At 44.4% G+C, this 15,342-nt stretch carries 17 protein-coding genes; 4 read left to right on the top strand and 13 right to left on the bottom strand.

The features are described from left to right. Positions 1 to 172: 172 nt before the first annotated feature. Together PATL_RS07505 and PATL_RS07500 are read right to left on the bottom strand one after the other, a co-directional pair. Positions 173 to 478, bottom strand: coding sequence for a hypothetical protein (locus PATL_RS07505; RefSeq protein ID WP_011574304.1), 306 nt, complete (start codon positions 476 to 478; stop codon positions 173 to 175). A 180-nt stretch (positions 479 to 658) separates the two neighbouring features. Then, complete coding sequence (locus tag PATL_RS07500; protein ID WP_011574303.1) at positions 659 to 1,645, bottom strand: alpha/beta hydrolase family protein; 987 nt, start codon at positions 1,643 to 1,645, stop codon at positions 659 to 661. A gap of 218 nt (positions 1,646 to 1,863) precedes the next feature. Here PATL_RS07500 and PATL_RS07495 point away from each other — a divergent pair, with 218 nt between their 5' ends. The 3 genes from PATL_RS07495 (at position 1,864) to PATL_RS07485 (ending at position 3,649) form a co-directional block, all read left to right on the top strand. After that, positions 1,864 to 2,313 (top strand): MarR family winged helix-turn-helix transcriptional regulator, encoded by a 450-nt coding sequence (locus PATL_RS07495; RefSeq protein ID WP_011574302.1) that lies wholly within the window; start codon positions 1,864 to 1,866, stop codon positions 2,311 to 2,313. A gap of 39 nt (positions 2,314 to 2,352) precedes the next feature. Then, the gene (locus PATL_RS07490; protein ID WP_011574301.1) at positions 2,353 to 3,114 is read left to right on the top strand and encodes an enoyl-CoA hydratase; all 762 of its coding nucleotides are present in this window, start codon (positions 2,353 to 2,355) and stop codon (positions 3,112 to 3,114) included. 136 nt (positions 3,115 to 3,250) lie between these two features. Then, entirely contained in the window at positions 3,251 to 3,649 is a 399-nt protein-coding gene (locus PATL_RS07485; protein ID WP_011574300.1) for an ACT domain-containing protein, read from the top strand. Between the two features lie 45 nt (positions 3,650 to 3,694). Here the strand turns inward: PATL_RS07485 and PATL_RS07480 are convergent, their stop codons facing one another. The 10 genes from PATL_RS07480 to PATL_RS07435 form a co-directional block, all read right to left on the bottom strand. Next, the gene (locus PATL_RS07480) at positions 3,695 to 4,849 is read right to left on the bottom strand and encodes an HDOD domain-containing protein (protein ID WP_011574299.1); all 1,155 of its coding nucleotides are present in this window, start codon (positions 4,847 to 4,849) and stop codon (positions 3,695 to 3,697) included. Between the two features lie 430 nt (positions 4,850 to 5,279). Further along, a complete protein-coding gene (locus PATL_RS07475; RefSeq protein WP_041713506.1) occupies positions 5,280 to 5,495 on the bottom strand; it encodes a hypothetical protein in 216 nt (71 codons plus the stop codon). Between the two features lie 174 nt (positions 5,496 to 5,669). Further along, positions 5,670 to 6,056: a VOC family protein gene (locus PATL_RS07470; protein WP_011574298.1), complete on the bottom strand. Its 387-nt coding sequence runs from the start codon at positions 6,054 to 6,056 to the stop codon at positions 5,670 to 5,672. Between the two features lie 128 nt (positions 6,057 to 6,184). Further along, positions 6,185 to 6,403 carry a DUF6500 family protein gene (locus tag PATL_RS07465; RefSeq protein WP_011574297.1) on the bottom strand — a complete coding sequence of 73 codons (219 nt, stop codon included), beginning with the start codon at positions 6,401 to 6,403 and terminating at the stop codon, positions 6,185 to 6,187. A 159-nt stretch (positions 6,404 to 6,562) separates the two neighbouring features. Beyond that, positions 6,563 to 6,997: an OsmC family protein gene (locus tag PATL_RS07460; RefSeq protein WP_011574296.1), complete on the bottom strand. Its 435-nt coding sequence runs from the start codon at positions 6,995 to 6,997 to the stop codon at positions 6,563 to 6,565. Positions 6,998 to 7,302: 305 nt separating this feature from the next. Beyond that, on the bottom strand, positions 7,303 to 9,177 hold the full coding sequence (gene cydC / locus PATL_RS07455) for a thiol reductant ABC exporter subunit CydC (RefSeq protein WP_011574295.1): 1,875 nt from the start codon (positions 9,175 to 9,177) through the stop codon (positions 7,303 to 7,305). Beyond that, complete coding sequence (cydD, locus tag PATL_RS07450) at positions 9,170 to 10,957, bottom strand: thiol reductant ABC exporter subunit CydD (protein WP_041713504.1); 1,788 nt, start codon at positions 10,955 to 10,957, stop codon at positions 9,170 to 9,172. Before cydD ends, cydC begins: the two co-directional genes overlap by 8 nt. Beyond that, complete coding sequence (cydX, locus tag PATL_RS07445) at positions 10,947 to 11,099, bottom strand: cytochrome bd-I oxidase subunit CydX (protein ID WP_041713502.1); 153 nt, start codon at positions 11,097 to 11,099, stop codon at positions 10,947 to 10,949. The genes cydD and cydX overlap by 11 nt, the downstream gene beginning before the upstream one ends. A 71-nt stretch (positions 11,100 to 11,170) precedes the next feature. Beyond that, entirely contained in the window at positions 11,171 to 12,310 is a 1,140-nt protein-coding gene (cydB, locus tag PATL_RS07440) for a cytochrome d ubiquinol oxidase subunit II (RefSeq protein ID WP_011574292.1), read from the bottom strand. Then, a complete protein-coding gene (locus PATL_RS07435; RefSeq protein ID WP_011574291.1) occupies positions 12,307 to 13,893 on the bottom strand; it encodes a cytochrome ubiquinol oxidase subunit I in 1,587 nt (528 codons plus the stop codon). The genes cydB and PATL_RS07435 overlap by 4 nt, the downstream gene beginning before the upstream one ends. Before the next feature lie 382 nt (positions 13,894 to 14,275). Here PATL_RS07435 and PATL_RS07430 point away from each other — a divergent pair, with 382 nt between their 5' ends. After that, positions 14,276 to 14,905: a LysE family translocator gene (locus PATL_RS07430; RefSeq protein WP_011574290.1), complete on the top strand. Its 630-nt coding sequence runs from the start codon at positions 14,276 to 14,278 to the stop codon at positions 14,903 to 14,905. Between the two features lie 50 nt (positions 14,906 to 14,955). On the opposite strand, the gene PATL_RS07425 is transcribed toward PATL_RS07430, so the two are convergent. Beyond that, the gene (locus PATL_RS07425; protein ID WP_011574289.1) at positions 14,956 to 15,303 is read right to left on the bottom strand and encodes a lactoylglutathione lyase; all 348 of its coding nucleotides are present in this window, start codon (positions 15,301 to 15,303) and stop codon (positions 14,956 to 14,958) included. Between the last annotated feature and the right edge of the window lie 39 nt (positions 15,304 to 15,342).

Below are 15,342 nucleotides of genomic sequence, written 5' to 3'. Positions count from 1 at the left end.
GCTTAGCTGGTTGACTGTATGGCTACAGGGCATTTGATTAGCGTCATGAACCACATATGGCTCTTGAGAGTGTTTTGAAATGAATAAAGGGTCCCCACTGAGCCTTTGACTGCGGCGAAGCAAGTGTAAATATTTTGAAGAGGAGTAGCTTGCTTAATACAGACTTAGCACGCTATTTGTTTAGAGTGCCAAAGGGTCTAAAACTGGCTTTAAAGCTCCAAATAAAAAAGGGCAAGGTGAGCATCACACCTGCAACGACCATCATGACACCAGCATAAGGGCCGTCAATGGTTTCAGGTAAAACGCCTTGCTGATGAAACTGCTGCCGCAACCCCGTCAACATAACAAGCACGCCTAATACGTCCATTGCAATTAACACAACTAATAAGTTCGAGTGATAACGCACCTTCACTGTTTGTTTTTTCGGATTAGGCTTATCGTTGTTTGCAACGCTAGGAAGAGGGAATAATGACGCCATGAATTCTCACAAAAGTATTTATATTACTATTTAACAATTATGTAACAGTTGACCTCCGTTTTCTGCAATAAGTTCACTCTTGCGGATGAAAAGGCTGAATGTACGGTAAAAACCTTACCCTAGCGTGTAATACTCTGCGAGCAACTGGTTGAACAGTTATAATGACGCGCTTCTCTCGCGTTAACTCAGTAACAAAGGCCTGAATACCTTTTCCCACATATTTTGGTAACGTCCCTTATGCCAACCAATATGCCCTATTCTTTTGTGATCAACATCTTTAGGCGCGACAGTGTGTCGGGTTATATTTGCAGTGCTGAACTGATCATGCAACATATCGATATTCTTCAAAGACATCATTTCATCATCACTGAACGCAATTGCGCAAATAGGTAAGCTCACATTGGCGAAGCGCTCCTTAAGCCACTGCCCTTCGTTCTCAACTGCATACCCCTCTTTAAGGCACCAACGTCGCCATTGCATCATCACGCCCTTGGGCAGGTTGCACATGATGTTTAGCTTATCCCCAGGGAAGTAGCCCAAAGTCGGCACTGTCAGTGGCACTAGAAAATACCACAAAAACCACGCAACACGCTTAGTGGGGGGCGAATTGTACCACCACGTTCCTGTGCCAGTACCAACTGTAATCGCCCGGCTGATCGGGCCAGTATTAGGCATCATGCCCAGCATGTGACCGCCTACACTGTGACCAATCCAAATACACTCGAGACCGCTGAAGTGCCTCTCAACAAAATTAAGTACTGCGGGACAATCATTATTCGCCCACCCTAACAAGTCACTATTGCAATGCTTTACATGGCGATCCATAGACGAACCAATGCCATCATAATCAAATGTCACAACATGAAAGCCTAAGCTGGTTAGCCATATCGCGAAATCCTGGTAGAGATGCTGCGCTACGCCCGTCGCGGCCGCAACCACGCAAATGCCTTTTACAGGTTTTAGCTGACTCTTAAAAACCTTTAGCACCACCGAATGACCAGCATCTGTAACGATGTCATGCTCAATGCTTAACCCGCTAGATGAAGCTTCATCCGTGATGGAAGACTCGTTTCTGCTATTCAATTCGGCCGCTATATCACTAGATATTGCAACACCTGCTAAAGATTGCGTAGACGATGCAATAGCCGATTGCGTTGAATTGTTCATGACTAGCCTCTTGGTTGTTGATTGAGTCAATGCGTTTAGGTTCTGATGCCCAATAACCAGATAAGAGCACTATTTATTTCTCATGTAAAATAATTTATTTCCAACATTAAATAAAACGGTTTTAGATTACTGAATAACGAGCAAAAAATAGACCAAAGCGTTGCGTTATAAATATTTATTTCGTACATTAAATAAATAGATAATGAAAATGGTACACAATGAAAAAGCAACTTAAGATATTTCACTTGCTGCAGTTAGCGCATGGTGCGCTTTTTAAAGCCGCGGATAAAAAACTCAAAAGCGAGCTGCACGTTAGCACGACTCAATTAGCTGTGCTTTTCACATTATCTAAACAGGATAACGCGCCGATCACAGCCATCGCTGATTCGCTCAACATGAGCTACTCCAGCTTATCAGGCGTGATTGACAGAATGACCAAAGCAGCACTGGTTACCCGCCAACAGGGGACAACTGATGCTAGGGTACAAAATGTTATCTTATTGGCCAAAGGACGTGATCTTGCACAGCGCTCCGCTTCAAAGGTACGCAATATAAATCATGCCTTGTTGGAACATTTCACCCTAGATGAGCAAGAAACCATTGCGCGGTTTCTAATGCACGTCACGCAAAATGCAGAAAACATAGTCAGTGAAAAAGAACCGTTTTAGTGACTTGCATCAACCCAACCCCATTGTCGGAGTCTCATCATGTCAAAGAGCCTTAATGTTTCCCTAAATAACCGAGTTCTTTCGTTAACCATAAATCGTCCTGAGCTAAAAAATGCGCTCAATCGTGAACTGTACGCGGCCTTAGCGGATGAGCTAGAGCGAAGCAACCATGACGATCAGATCCGCGCTGTTCTATTAACCGCTAACGGCGATACCTTCACTGCGGGTAATGATTTAGATGATTTCATTAACCCAGTTGAAGAGAGTGGCACCCCTTCGGTCATTCGATTTTTAAAGGCTATCTCAGAATGTGAAACCCCTATTGTGGTCGCGGTGAATGGCCCTGCCATCGGGGTTGGCCTTACCATGTTGCTACATTGCGATATGGTGTATGCCAGCAAAAGTGCACGCTTTCGCGCCCCCTTTACCCATGTAGGTTTAGTACCTGAAGCCGCATCCAGCTTGTTGCTCCCCCTTGCGGTGGGTCAAGCATGGGCAAATGATTTAATGCTTGCAGGTCGCATACTTGATGCTAGAGAAGCACTGAGTGCAGGACTTGTTACGCGCGTATTCGAGGATGACGTCTTAGTCGCTGAAAGTCTAAAAATAGCAGAGCAAGTCGCCAGTTTAGCGCCTAATTCAGTTAAGCAATCAAAGCGCTTAATTCGTGGCGTAAACAAAGAGGAAGTTCAGGCGCAAATGAAACGTGAAGGTGTCATATTTGCCGAGCAACTAGCCTCTGCCGAGTTTAAAGAATCCGTCGCGGCATTTTTTGAAAAGCGAGCCCCTCATTTTGCTTAAGGTGGAAAAACAACAAGACCATAAGCGTCTTCACGGGTGGCGCTACCGCTCGTTCACACATGCAACCTATTCAAGTAAGATGCTCACCTCGTCAGTATTAGCACTGTATTAAATCTCAATGAAAGCAGGAAACAACATGTCAGGCATTACACAATTAGATGAATTACTTAAATCGATGTCGCCATTTTTGCAAGACGGCGAGTATGCCTTTTGCACAGTAGACGGTAAGGTAGCTGATTATGCACATTTGGATCCGGTGTGCTTTTTTCAAGAATCGGAAGGCTTAACATTAATTTTACTAGCCGAAGATGCCAAACAGGCGAAAATACCTTTTGACGGCACCTATAGACAAATTACCCTCACGGTACATTCTAGTCTAGAGGCTGTGGGATTGACCGCAGCAGTAGCAGCAAAATTAACCGAATACGACATCAGTGCAAACGTGGTTGCGGCCTATTATCACGATCACATTTATGTGCCCAGTGGCAAGGCACAACTGGCTATGAATGCATTGAAAGAATTTAATATGAACTAAACGCGCTGAAGAGCTTTCTTAGTTCCTAGCCATGCTCTCGACCCGTCAAGTTATGCAGGATGAACTTGCTTCGTCTGAGTATATATTGAGTATTTCACGTAACAGTAACTTGGCGTCACCCCGAAGTTTGGTATTACTGACTAATGACTCAAATTCGGCGGGTTGAATATGCCCATCTTGGTATGACAAGCTTATCTCGCTGATCAAATTAGCTTCAAATAATATCGCCGTCATGGGGTCGAGATCATCCACGTTCGTAATGTCTTCCACCTGCCCTTGCACTACATCAATAATCACACTGGGCATATTCCAGATTTTCATTAACTCTACGCTGAGCAGCATCGATTTCTCACTGAGAAATTTCTTAAACACCAACGAGTCTTGTTTAAAATCTGGATCGATCATTTTAAACGCCTCGACCATAAACTGAAAAATAACAACTTTACCCAAATCGTGCATCAGACCAATGGTATAAGCGGCATCGGCATTTTGCTTACGCCTCGCCGCGAGTGTTTTGGCCACAATGGCTACATCTTGGCTATGTAGCCAAATTTTCTCACCGAAGGTTTTAAAATAAATAGGCTTTTGCTGACATAAGTTCTTAATGAAGCGATTAAGCACGAACTCTTTTATGTCATTTGCCCCCATAAACATAAAAGCCTGCTGCAAGTTAGTAATGTCTTTATCACCGCGTTTATAAGCTGGACTATTGGCTTTTTTCATCAATTCAGTCGCAATGCTTGGCTCTTGTTCAACGACCTTGATAAATGACTGCAAATTAAAATCAGGATTATTTAGCAAATTGGTTAGTGAAATAACCGATTGAGGTAACACTGGAAAATGGGTTAGTACGCTATCGGGAGATTTCAGCGCATGATTTACCCGCGTTAAAATGTACTGCTCGATGGGGTTCAATGTGGTGCTAGTTTGTGAAGGCCCAAGCAAGTAATCGTAGAATAAAAAATCAAGACGATTTAATGAGGCGACACTGATGTTGACCGTGCGAGTTGGTATCGGTATGTCGTAAGATTCGACAATATTATCGCTCGTTTTCTCAGTTGAATTTGCAAGTTTACGTTTGTTGTTTTGCTGAGGGTTAGCCGCAGTATTTACGGTGTTATTAGAAACACCTTTATCATTATCGGCAGCGTTACTAGCACGACTGCGCTTAAAAAGACGGGAGATGAGTTTCTCAAACATATTTCAAAAAATTCCAACTGACCAAACAAAAACGAATTACAGTACTGAAGACTTCTAATCATGACTTTCAGCAACATGTCCAGAAACTAACCACCCTGCATTAGTATGCCGTCTACAAAACTGATTATAGGTTAAAGTTTATAAAATTATTCTCCTATTATATTTTAAATTTAGTTTTTTCACCCTGTTTAGTAGTTGATTTATATAATGTTACGGCGATATTCTCCATTCCTAATACTTTAGTGTGATAGGAAAATATTTACTCACTATTTAATCCACTGACTCGTCGCTTTATCTTTTCAAAATCAGATTAACTTGATCATTTTCATTGCGATTCGTGTGGAGCAGATAGGCCCATCACTTTGGGTTAGCTATATTGATTATCGCTCTACCCAGTTCATATTATTCTTCAGTAAACGACCGCCGTCGATTAGTTTCTACGCCAAACGCAATACAGTTCAATATCCTGCTTTAATGTTCGTAAATCCGATAATTGCCCCTCTTCAACCGCTTCATCAAGTTCAAGTTTGGCCGCTTCACAGCGTTCACCAAACTGCTGTTTAACAACATCCTGATCGCTTTTAGATGCAGCGCACCCACTTAAACCCAAGACGAACGCACTTCCCCATAACACAGCGTGACGCATATAAATCCTTAGTTGCTATTTTTCGATTGAGTATTTTTAGTGGTGTTTTACTAAAGGTAAAATGAGTTATCAAATTTGTCTTATCTAGACACAACCCAGGTAATGATAGAACTTGTAGACAATCCTATAGGCTTTTAGTGCCCTAGGGGGTTCCACTGGATAAAGCACACAGTGTTAATGGCCGTTAGGGGGCTGCCATAACTCCACTTTATTGCCTTCTGGGTCGATAACCCAAGCAAAAATACCGTATTCAGACTCTTCAATATTATCTAGCACTTCACAGCCTTCAGCTTTTAGTACTTTGACTAAATCGTGCAGCGCTTCCACCCGATAATTGATCATAAAGGGCGCGTTACTTGGTGCAAAAACCCCTTCAGTTGCTGAGCTGATACACCAAACAGTCGAGCCTTTAGCGGCTTGGCCATTTGCATCACACCATGAAAATGAGGAGCCACCCCAGTCCTGAACATCTATTCCGAGGTGACGTTTGTACCATGCACGTAATGTAGGTGCATCTTTAGCTTTGAAAAACACCCCACCAATCCCAGTGACTCGTTGCATTATTATTCCCTCCAAATGTCGCTGCTCAACAAAGGATAAACCAATAAGAATCAACTTACAGAAACAAAGTGAAACGCTGTTATCTGCTATGACGTGAGTACACCGAGCGGTGTTAATTTATCTCTAAATCAAACGTTATTCAGCACCATGTCTTTGATCTTATGAGCTTTCTCAAAATGATCTAATTTGTGAGTTTCAATCCACCACGTGGCTGCTTCCATCAGTAATGCAGGATCGTCGTTCTTATTCGCAAAGAAAGCGTAAAATGACAAACCAACGTTATCGCCCTTGCTGGCTATTTTTTTGTCACAAACCGTGACGATCTTAGCGCGCAATTCCGCTCTCATACTCTGATAAGCCCTCGTTAATTTTTATTAATGATGAATAAACTTATGTCTGATACCAACGCCGCTAAATAATCAGCCACATAGGGAATATTCAATGGAGTTGGTATTAGCTACCAAATTGACATAACCAATACATCGAAAGTCAGTCAGACATCAAACTTACTGTACAACAACGTCACACTCTAAACTCATTTCGCACGAAATTGAATTACTGATCAAGCACGCTTCGTCGGCTTTATTGAGCAGTTTTTCAGCTTTTTCAATATTTTCGGTTTTGGGGATCGATAACTGCACTGTAGTTCGTACTTGGGTAAAAAACGTTTTCCCCTGCACTCGGTCGAGGGTGCCTTGAGAATCACATTTTATGTCTTGCCATTCAAATTTAGACGCTCTAGCAATTGCCCTAAACGAGAGCACAAAACAATTGGCGATAGCGGCCATAAATAAATCCTCTGGTGACCATTTGTCACCATCACCGCCAAATTGTGAGGGCGGCGCGACGGAAATATCCGGAAGATTGTCACAATATGCCGTTAAAGCACCTGATGAATCACCTTTGGCGGTGACTGAGTACTGATGGGGCAGTGTTTGCATTGCTATTTCTCCTTAGAGATTGATGACTAGACATACTAATTAGAATACCTGCTTGTCTCTTGATGTTACTTTCATATACGTTTTCTGCTAACTATGCAGGGATTGGAAAACGTTAGATATCTGCAGCTTTACGTTGAAAATGGCGTTAATACTTTAAGCATGTGCTTGAGCAAAGCTCTTTAACAACACTCTTTAATAAAGCTCTTGAACAAAGCTTTTTAGAAAAGCTCTTCAGCAAAATCCTCTTCAAGAAATTGAACACTTTCACTCTGTCTCAGGTCAGCGAATGGGATTAATTCACATGACTAAATGCGCGTGATTAACTCTTTATATTGCTGATGCTCTGCCAATAGCACTTGGTGGGTGCCCTCCCCTTTAAGCTGGCCATTTTCCAACCATATGATCTTGTCCATATTGCACAACAGCGCTGGATCGTGCGTGATACACAGCACCGTACTCTCATTCATCGCCCCCATGATAGCTTTCATAACGGCTTGCTTAGATTGGTTATCGAGGCCTTCTGTGGGTTCATCTAACACCAATAATGCGGGGCGACGCAATAACAACTGTGCAATCGCTAAGCGGCGAGATTGGCCTTGTGAAATTCGTCTACCTGCACTGCCTAATCGCGTATTCAATTTATTTGGCAGAGTGAACACCCAGTCTCCCAACTGAGCTTGCTCACAGGCATGTAGCATTTGTTCGTGGGTGGCATCAGGCGCGGCGTAGCGCAAATTATCCGCGATGGTGCCATCAAAAATATGGTGTTGCTGGGCGAGGATCGCGATGAGTTTGGTGCGTAGCGCAAAGGTGAGCCCTTTAATGGCATATTCTTTATCAATTTGCTCGTTGGCCTCGTGCGTAACACAAATACTGCCGTGCTGCTCAGGCCATAAGCCACTTAGCAAATTGACCAAAGTCGACTTACCGCTGCCGCTTGGGCCAACAAGCGCCACGTTTTGGCCCGGGTTAATCGACAGACTAATATTCTCTAATGCAAAATGATGGTTGCCCGTCGAGGGTTTAATGGAAAGGTTCTCGGTAAATGGATCACTCTCATACTGATAACTGACATTTTTCAGTTTTAATCCGAGGCTTTTTGTTACGCTGGGGGCCTGATGTACCGGTTGATTTAGCTGCAGTATCGGCTCAGGTTGCTTATCTTGTCCTTTGCTAGTTGTCGTGTTGGGACTCGAATTCAATGTATTTTGGGTTTTGGCTAACACGTCTTGCAAGGCAAAAATACGCCCAGCGGCACTTAAGGCTACAGGGAGTTGAATAAAGGCATTTGGCAAAGTCAGCACAGTTTCAAAACTGGCTAAAACAAATAATGACAGCATAGCTAAATGCACGTTTTCTATTTGCTGTGAGAAGACCAAAGGCACCAGCACGCAAACACTTGCAAGCATGGCTAGCTGCACAACGATTAAGCTCACCCCATCACTGTCAGCGAGTGCCGCGTGTCGCTTATCCAGCAAATCATTGTAGTTTTGCTGTATTGCGTTACATTTTGCTAATTGGCTGTCGGTTGCTTGATATAAGGCCAACTCCCGTTGCCCTGTTAACATATCAGATAAGGCGTCACGAAGCTGCGCTGAGCGCTCAGTCTGCTGCGCTGCAGTGCGGCTAAGCTTGGCACTGAGCAACACAGGTAACCCCACCCCCACTAACAACAGTGCACCTAAGCAGACTAACGCCACTTGTGGATTAAAACCGGCGATTATCCAAATTACAATCGGTATGCATACCAATGCCACCAGCATTGGCAGCAACACATTGAGATAAAATTTGTCGAGGGCATCCACATCGTTTTGCATACGATTAAACAAATCAGCACTGCGATTCATGGCCAGTTGTTGATTATTCAACTGACTTAGCGTGGCAAACACGCTGACGCGAATTTCACTCAGCAGTAGAAAGGTCGCGTTATGTGTAACAAGGCGCTCCCCATAACGAGATGCCGTGCGCACAATGGCTAAAAAGCGAATAATGCCAGCGGGTGTAAAATAATTCATTTGTGCTGCGGCTAATCCAGCAGCCGCCATGGACGCTAAAAACCAGCCGGAAATAGCGAGCAATCCCACGTTGGCCAATACGGTCAATACCGTTAGAAAAACACCCAATAACATCGCCCCTGCGTGGGGCCGACATAGGCGTAATAAACGAATGAAATTATGCATAAGCACCTGCCTGATTATCGCTATTTAGCAATTGCTTAAACGGCCCATTCTGCTGGCTCAATGTCTGATAATTGCCTTGTTGCACTACGCGCCCAGCTTCAAGCAACAAAATTGATTCTGCTTGTTGTAAGGTACTTAGTCGATGAGCAATCACCAATACCAAATGTGTTTTAGCGTGCTCATTGATGGCCCGCTGTACGTCTCGCTCAGTGGCGCTATCTAAATGCGCGGTAGGTTCGTCAAGTATTAAAAGGGGGGCGTCTTTTAAAAAAGCCCGCGCCAGTGCGATACGCTGTTTTTGCCCACCAGATACCCCCTCACCTTGTTCGCCTAAAAGGGTGTCGAAACCATCCGGCAAGGATTCGATGAATGCCAGTGCGCCTGCTTTTTCAGCCGCCAACGAAACTTCTGCTTGTGTTGCGTCAGGCTTACCTAACATGATGTTCTCTTTAATGCTGGCGTAGAATAATGTCGGTTGTTGAGGGATCCACGCGATCTCCCGTTGCCACGTAGGAATATCTGCAGCGCTAAGTGGGCCATTGCCTGCATCAATACAAGTGATGATTTGAGGATAAAAGCCAAGCAAACAGTCAAATAACGTGCTTTTACCAGCCCCACTTGCTCCGACAAAAGCCACCATGCCTGTTGCCGGTAAAGCCAAGCTAATATCGTGAACCCCTTCATCGCTGTCAGGGTAAGTAAAGCTCAGCCCAGAGACAGTAATAGAGCCGTTAATAAGGCTGTTATCTAGCGCACTGGATGCAGGCTCACTCGTCACTTGCGATTCGTTATTAGGGGTTTGCAGTATTTCTAACATATCGCCCGCGGCGCTTATCCCTTCAAGACGAGCGTGATAATGGTTCCCCAGTTTACGCAAAGGTAAATAGAACTCAGGGGCGAGTAACAACACCACAAAGCCGGTGGCGAAGTCCAGCGTGCCAAAAAACAAACGAAAGCCAATCAGTACCGCAACCAGCGCCACACTGATCGTGGCTAAAAATTCTAATGCAAACGAAGACAGAAAGGCGATTTTCAATACACTTAAGGTCGCATGGCGAAAATCATCTGATATTTTAGCAATCTGCTTTAATTCCCGTTTGGTCGCATCGAACAGCTTCAATTGCGTTAGGCCGCGAATGCGGTCAAAAAAGTAATTTCCAAGTACCGCTAATTGCTGCCATCGGTCTTGATTAAGTTGCTCTGCTTTATGCCCAACCAAAATCATGAAAAAAGGAATCAGCGGCGCGGTAAACAAAAATATTAACCCTGCTTGCCAGTCGGTGGGAAATATCACCACTAAAATAGCCAAAGGGATCAGGGCGCTATACGCCACGCTAGGCAAATAGTTAGCGTAGTAATCGTGCAGTGCTTCTACCCCATCATGTAGAGTATTAAGCATCGCACCGTGGCCCTTTCGGTCGGTAAAATTTGGCCCGAGTTGCGCTATTTTTTTCAAAAGATTGGCGCGCATATCAGATTTAATATTGCGTGCAGCTCGAGCACTTAAACGTTGGCTTAGGGCCAAAAACAAGCCTCGAACAAGGAGCAATCCCCCTAAAGCCCAAAGAAAATGGCTAACGGCGTTTAAGTCGGCCCCTTCAAACATTACTAGGTGAATGCTTTGTGCGAGTAAGTAGGCACTAGCTATCATCAGTAAGGCATTAACAGTACCAAGGGCGATACTGAATCGAAGTAAGCCCGCTGCGGATGCAGATTCGCGCTTTAAAAAACCGCGCAACAGCATTTGCTGAGCGCGGTCTGGACGGGCTTTAGTTGTCACGTTCTTTTTGCAGCCTCTCGTACAACTCTTTTTCATCGTCCGCTATGCTGTCTTTGTTTTGATGAAATTCGTACCACATCACGTTAATGACGCCCAGTGTGCAGGCCAATAGCACGCCTAAAATCCACGCAAAATACCACATAAAAACTCTCCTAATATCAGGTGTCAGCACCTAATAGGATGACACCTGCAAATTATTCAACTAACCCGCGCTTAATAGCTACCATGGGTGTTATTTTCAATTTCATGCACGGTCACCCTGCGCCACATCTTCACGTAACACCAAGTGGTGTACGCCAGAATCAATGGTACAAAAATAGCCGCTGCCACAAACATAACGTTCAACGTCATATGGCTCGAAACCGCATCCCACATGGTTAAACTCACGTTAGGGTTGTTGCTTGAGGGCATAACGAATGGGAACAACGATGCTCCTGCCGTCATAATAACGCCCACTAACATCAAGCTAGAAGACACTAAACCAAGCGCAGGTTTACCCACTTTTGAGAAGAACCAAGCAAGCGCTGCCATCCCCATCCCCAGTGCAGGGAAAATTAACGTTAGTGGCATTGCGCTGTAGTTGTCTAACCACGCTCCTGACGCTGAGGTAACCACTTTAGCAATAGGATTAGCGTAACTTTGCGTATCAGGCATGCTGACAATTTGGTACCCGTCCATGTTGGCTACCCAGAAGCCTGCGATAGCAAAGAGCACCATAAATATGATTAAGGCGTATCGTCCGTATTGGCCTGAGCGCATGGCGACATCGCTGTCGGTACGTAGCTGCAACCACATGCCCGCATGGCCCATTAACATAGTAATGCTAACTAAGCCGGCCAAGATGCCAAATGGATTAAGCAAACCGATGAACGAACCTTGGTAACTAGCACGCAGCAGGTTGTCGATATTAAAAGGCACCCCTAAAAACAGATTGCCAAAAGCAACACCGAAAACCAACGCAGGAATGGCACTGCCGGCGAATAGCGCCCAGTCCCAATTATTACGCCAGCGGTACGTATCAATTTTACTCCGGTAATCAAAGGCCAGTGGGCGAAAGAATAACGCGAACAAGACCAGTAGCATTGCGAAGTAAAAACCCGAGAAGGCGGCGGCATACACCATGGGCCAAGCCGCAAATAATGCACCACCAGCGGTAATGAACCACACTTGGTTGCCATCCCAATGCGCGCCGATGGTATTAATAACCGTTCTGCGTTCGCTGTCCGTTTTACCTACTAGGCGCAGCAGCATAGCCACACCCATATCCATGCCATCAGTTACCGCGAAGCCAATTAACAGAATGCCAATGATCAACCACCACAATAATTTCAACGTCTCGTAATCAAAAATCATGATTGCGCTCCTTGTTCTTCAGCCGGTTCTTGGTAAATCTTTTCAAAATGATATTTATTGGTGTGCAATGAGCTCGGCCCTTGCTTAACAAATCTCAGCATTAACCAACCTTCGACGATTGCCAAGCCGGTATAAAAGATGACAAACCCAGCAATACTCATGATCAAGTCGTTTGTGGTCAATGACGAGGTTGCCAAGAACGTGGGTAAAATCTCTGAAATTGCCCAAGGTTGTCTGCCGTATTCTGCGACCACCCAGCCGAATTCAATGGCTATCCATGGCAGTGGAATACTGAATACCGCCGCCCACAATAACCAACGTTTCTGTTCGATAACCCGGTGCGCGTTATAGTAAAAAGCCAGTACAAATACGACGAGCATAGCCACACCACAGGCCACCATGATCCTAAATGACCAAAACATCGGGCCCACTTTAGGGAAGGAGTCTTTCACCGCTTGTTGAATATTTTCTTCCGTGGCATCAACCACATTTGGCGTGTAACGCTTGAGCAATAAGCCATAACCCAAATCGGCTTTTAGCTCATCAAACGTGGCGATGTTTTCAGGTGTGTCTTGACCATTTCTAAGTTTATCGAGGTACGCATAAGCCAACATGCCGTTACGAATACGTTTTTCATGGTTTTTCTCTAAATCGCTTATCCCCTCCACTTCTTCATCTAATGAGCGCGTAGCAATGATGCCTAACGCATAGGGTATTTTAATAGCAGCATGAGTTACTTGCTCTTCTGAATCAGGGAAGCCAAACATGGTAAACGCCGCTGGTGCTTCTTCTGTGTGCCACTCAGCTTCGATAGTCGCCAGTTTCACTTTTTGTACTTCACCCACTTCGTAACCAGACTCATCACCTAGTAAAATAACACACAATATTGACGCCAAGCCGAAGCCACTTGCCACCGAGAATGAACGTTTGGCAAAAGAAACATCACGTCCTTTTAGAATATAATAACTGCTGATCCCAAGCACAAACATTGACGCAGCAACATAACCGGCGGAAACAGTATGAATAAACTTAACCTGCGCCACGGGATTAAACACCAGCTCAGCAAAGCTAGTCATTTCCATACGCATGGTTTGATAGTTAAATTCCGCGCCGACGGGGTTTTGCATCCAACCGTTGGCAATCAAAATCCACAATGCAGATAGATTAGTGCCTACCGCCATTAAGAACGTTACGCCTAAGTGTTGACGGCGCGTTAGTCTGTCCCAGCCTAAAAAGAACATACCTACAAAGGTCGATTCTAAAAAGAAAGCCATTAAGCCCTCTATCGCCAATGGCGCACCAAACACGTCACCTACATAGTGTGAGTAGTACGACCAATTGGTGCCGAACTCAAACTCCATAGTTAGCCCAGTGGCAACCCCTATGGCAAAGTTGATTCCGAATAGCTTGCCCCAAAACTTAGTCATGTCGCGATAAATTTGTCGGCCGGTCATAACAAAAACCGACTCCATGATGACCAAAATCCACGTCATACCCAGTGTTAGAGGCACAAATAAAAAATGAAACAGTGCGGTGATCGCAAACTGTAACCTCGATAGATCCACAAAGGTTTCATCTATCATATTTAAGGGCTCCTAATAAGGTCGCTCATGCGACGCATTGCAAATCTGAATGTGGGTGTATTAAACTTTCACTTCTAAAGTTTCAGTAATTACTGAAACTTTGTGAACTTTACTCCTGTTGAACATTTTTTGTCAATAGGAGCGTTATATTATATTTATCTAATATTCATGTAATTGACGTGTATCAGGAATACCTAAAAATACAGCTGAAACATGCGCTACAGCTCAGTTCACTGTGCTGGTAAATGATTCCTTTTCATCGTACATTACGCGCTCTGAACGCCGTTACTTTCAGATACTTCCAGTCACATCGACTCATAAGACAATACGAACGTTACCCACTATATAGATTAACGTCACAGCAAAACAGTTGGGAGTGCCCATGGATATTCACGCCTATTTTATTTTTCTGACCACGACCATAATCGTGTGTATGTCGCCTGGGCCTGCGGTGATCACCATTGCTTCTCAGGGGGCTCGCCATGGAGCGAAAAAAGCCATATTCGGTGTAACGGGTGTGGCCAGCGCCAACGTGGTGTATTTTTTGTTATCAGCGACGGGCATTGCTTCACTATTGGTGGCGTCAAACTTCGTTTTTTCGATAATCAAATGGGTAGGTGTGGCTTACTTGGTGTACTTAGGCGTAAATGCCATTGTGAGCAAAAGCGGCGGCTTGAGGGTTAATCAAAGTGCCAGTTCAAATGCCAAAGGTATCGCATTGTTTAGTCAGGGCTTTATCGTGGAGCTCGCCAACCCCAAAGCATTATTATATTTTTTGGCGTTACTTCCCCAGTTTATCGATATTGAAAAACCCATATTGTTGCAATTATTCATTATGGGCGCGTCGTGTTTAGTGGTCGATTTATTGTCGTACACTATGTACGCCTGCATCGGCCAAAAACTGTCTAGCGGCGCGGTTAAAGCGTCAGTGGTTAATATGATCAATAAATCTGCGGGTGGCTTTTTACTGTTTGCAGGGATTAAAATGGCATCCGTCAGCTCGAATATGTAATCGAGTATAGATTTGGGCTGTGCAGTTTGTGTTCTACAGGAAAATAAACCTTAAACGCTTAATTCGGTGATGTGCCATAACTCACCAGCTGGCCCCCATAAATAAATCACCTTGCCCCAGGGCTCTTGTTTGATGGGCTCATGCTTAACGGCTAGTTCGCCCATGTTCTGAATTTGCTCATATACAGCGTTGATGTCTTTTACGATAAGTTGCATCATTAAATTCTCAGCAAACGTTTGATTATAAACGTTCTGCAAAAAGAACGTGCACTCGCCACAACTGAGTATGCATAACTGCTCATTAACGGGCTCTTTAATAAACCCCAAAGCCTGATAAAATGCTTGCGATACCGCGAAGTCTTTACAAGGAATAAATAACCGCACGTCAGTAGGTTGCATAAAAATCCTTCCTCTATTTCTTTGCTTAACTAGCGCCTA

It is taken from the genome of Paraglaciecola sp. T6c, assembly GCF_000014225.1.
Taxonomy (GTDB): domain Bacteria; phylum Pseudomonadota; class Gammaproteobacteria; order Enterobacterales; family Alteromonadaceae; genus Paraglaciecola; species Paraglaciecola atlantica_A.
This window is presented reverse-complemented; position numbering and strand designations above follow the sequence as displayed.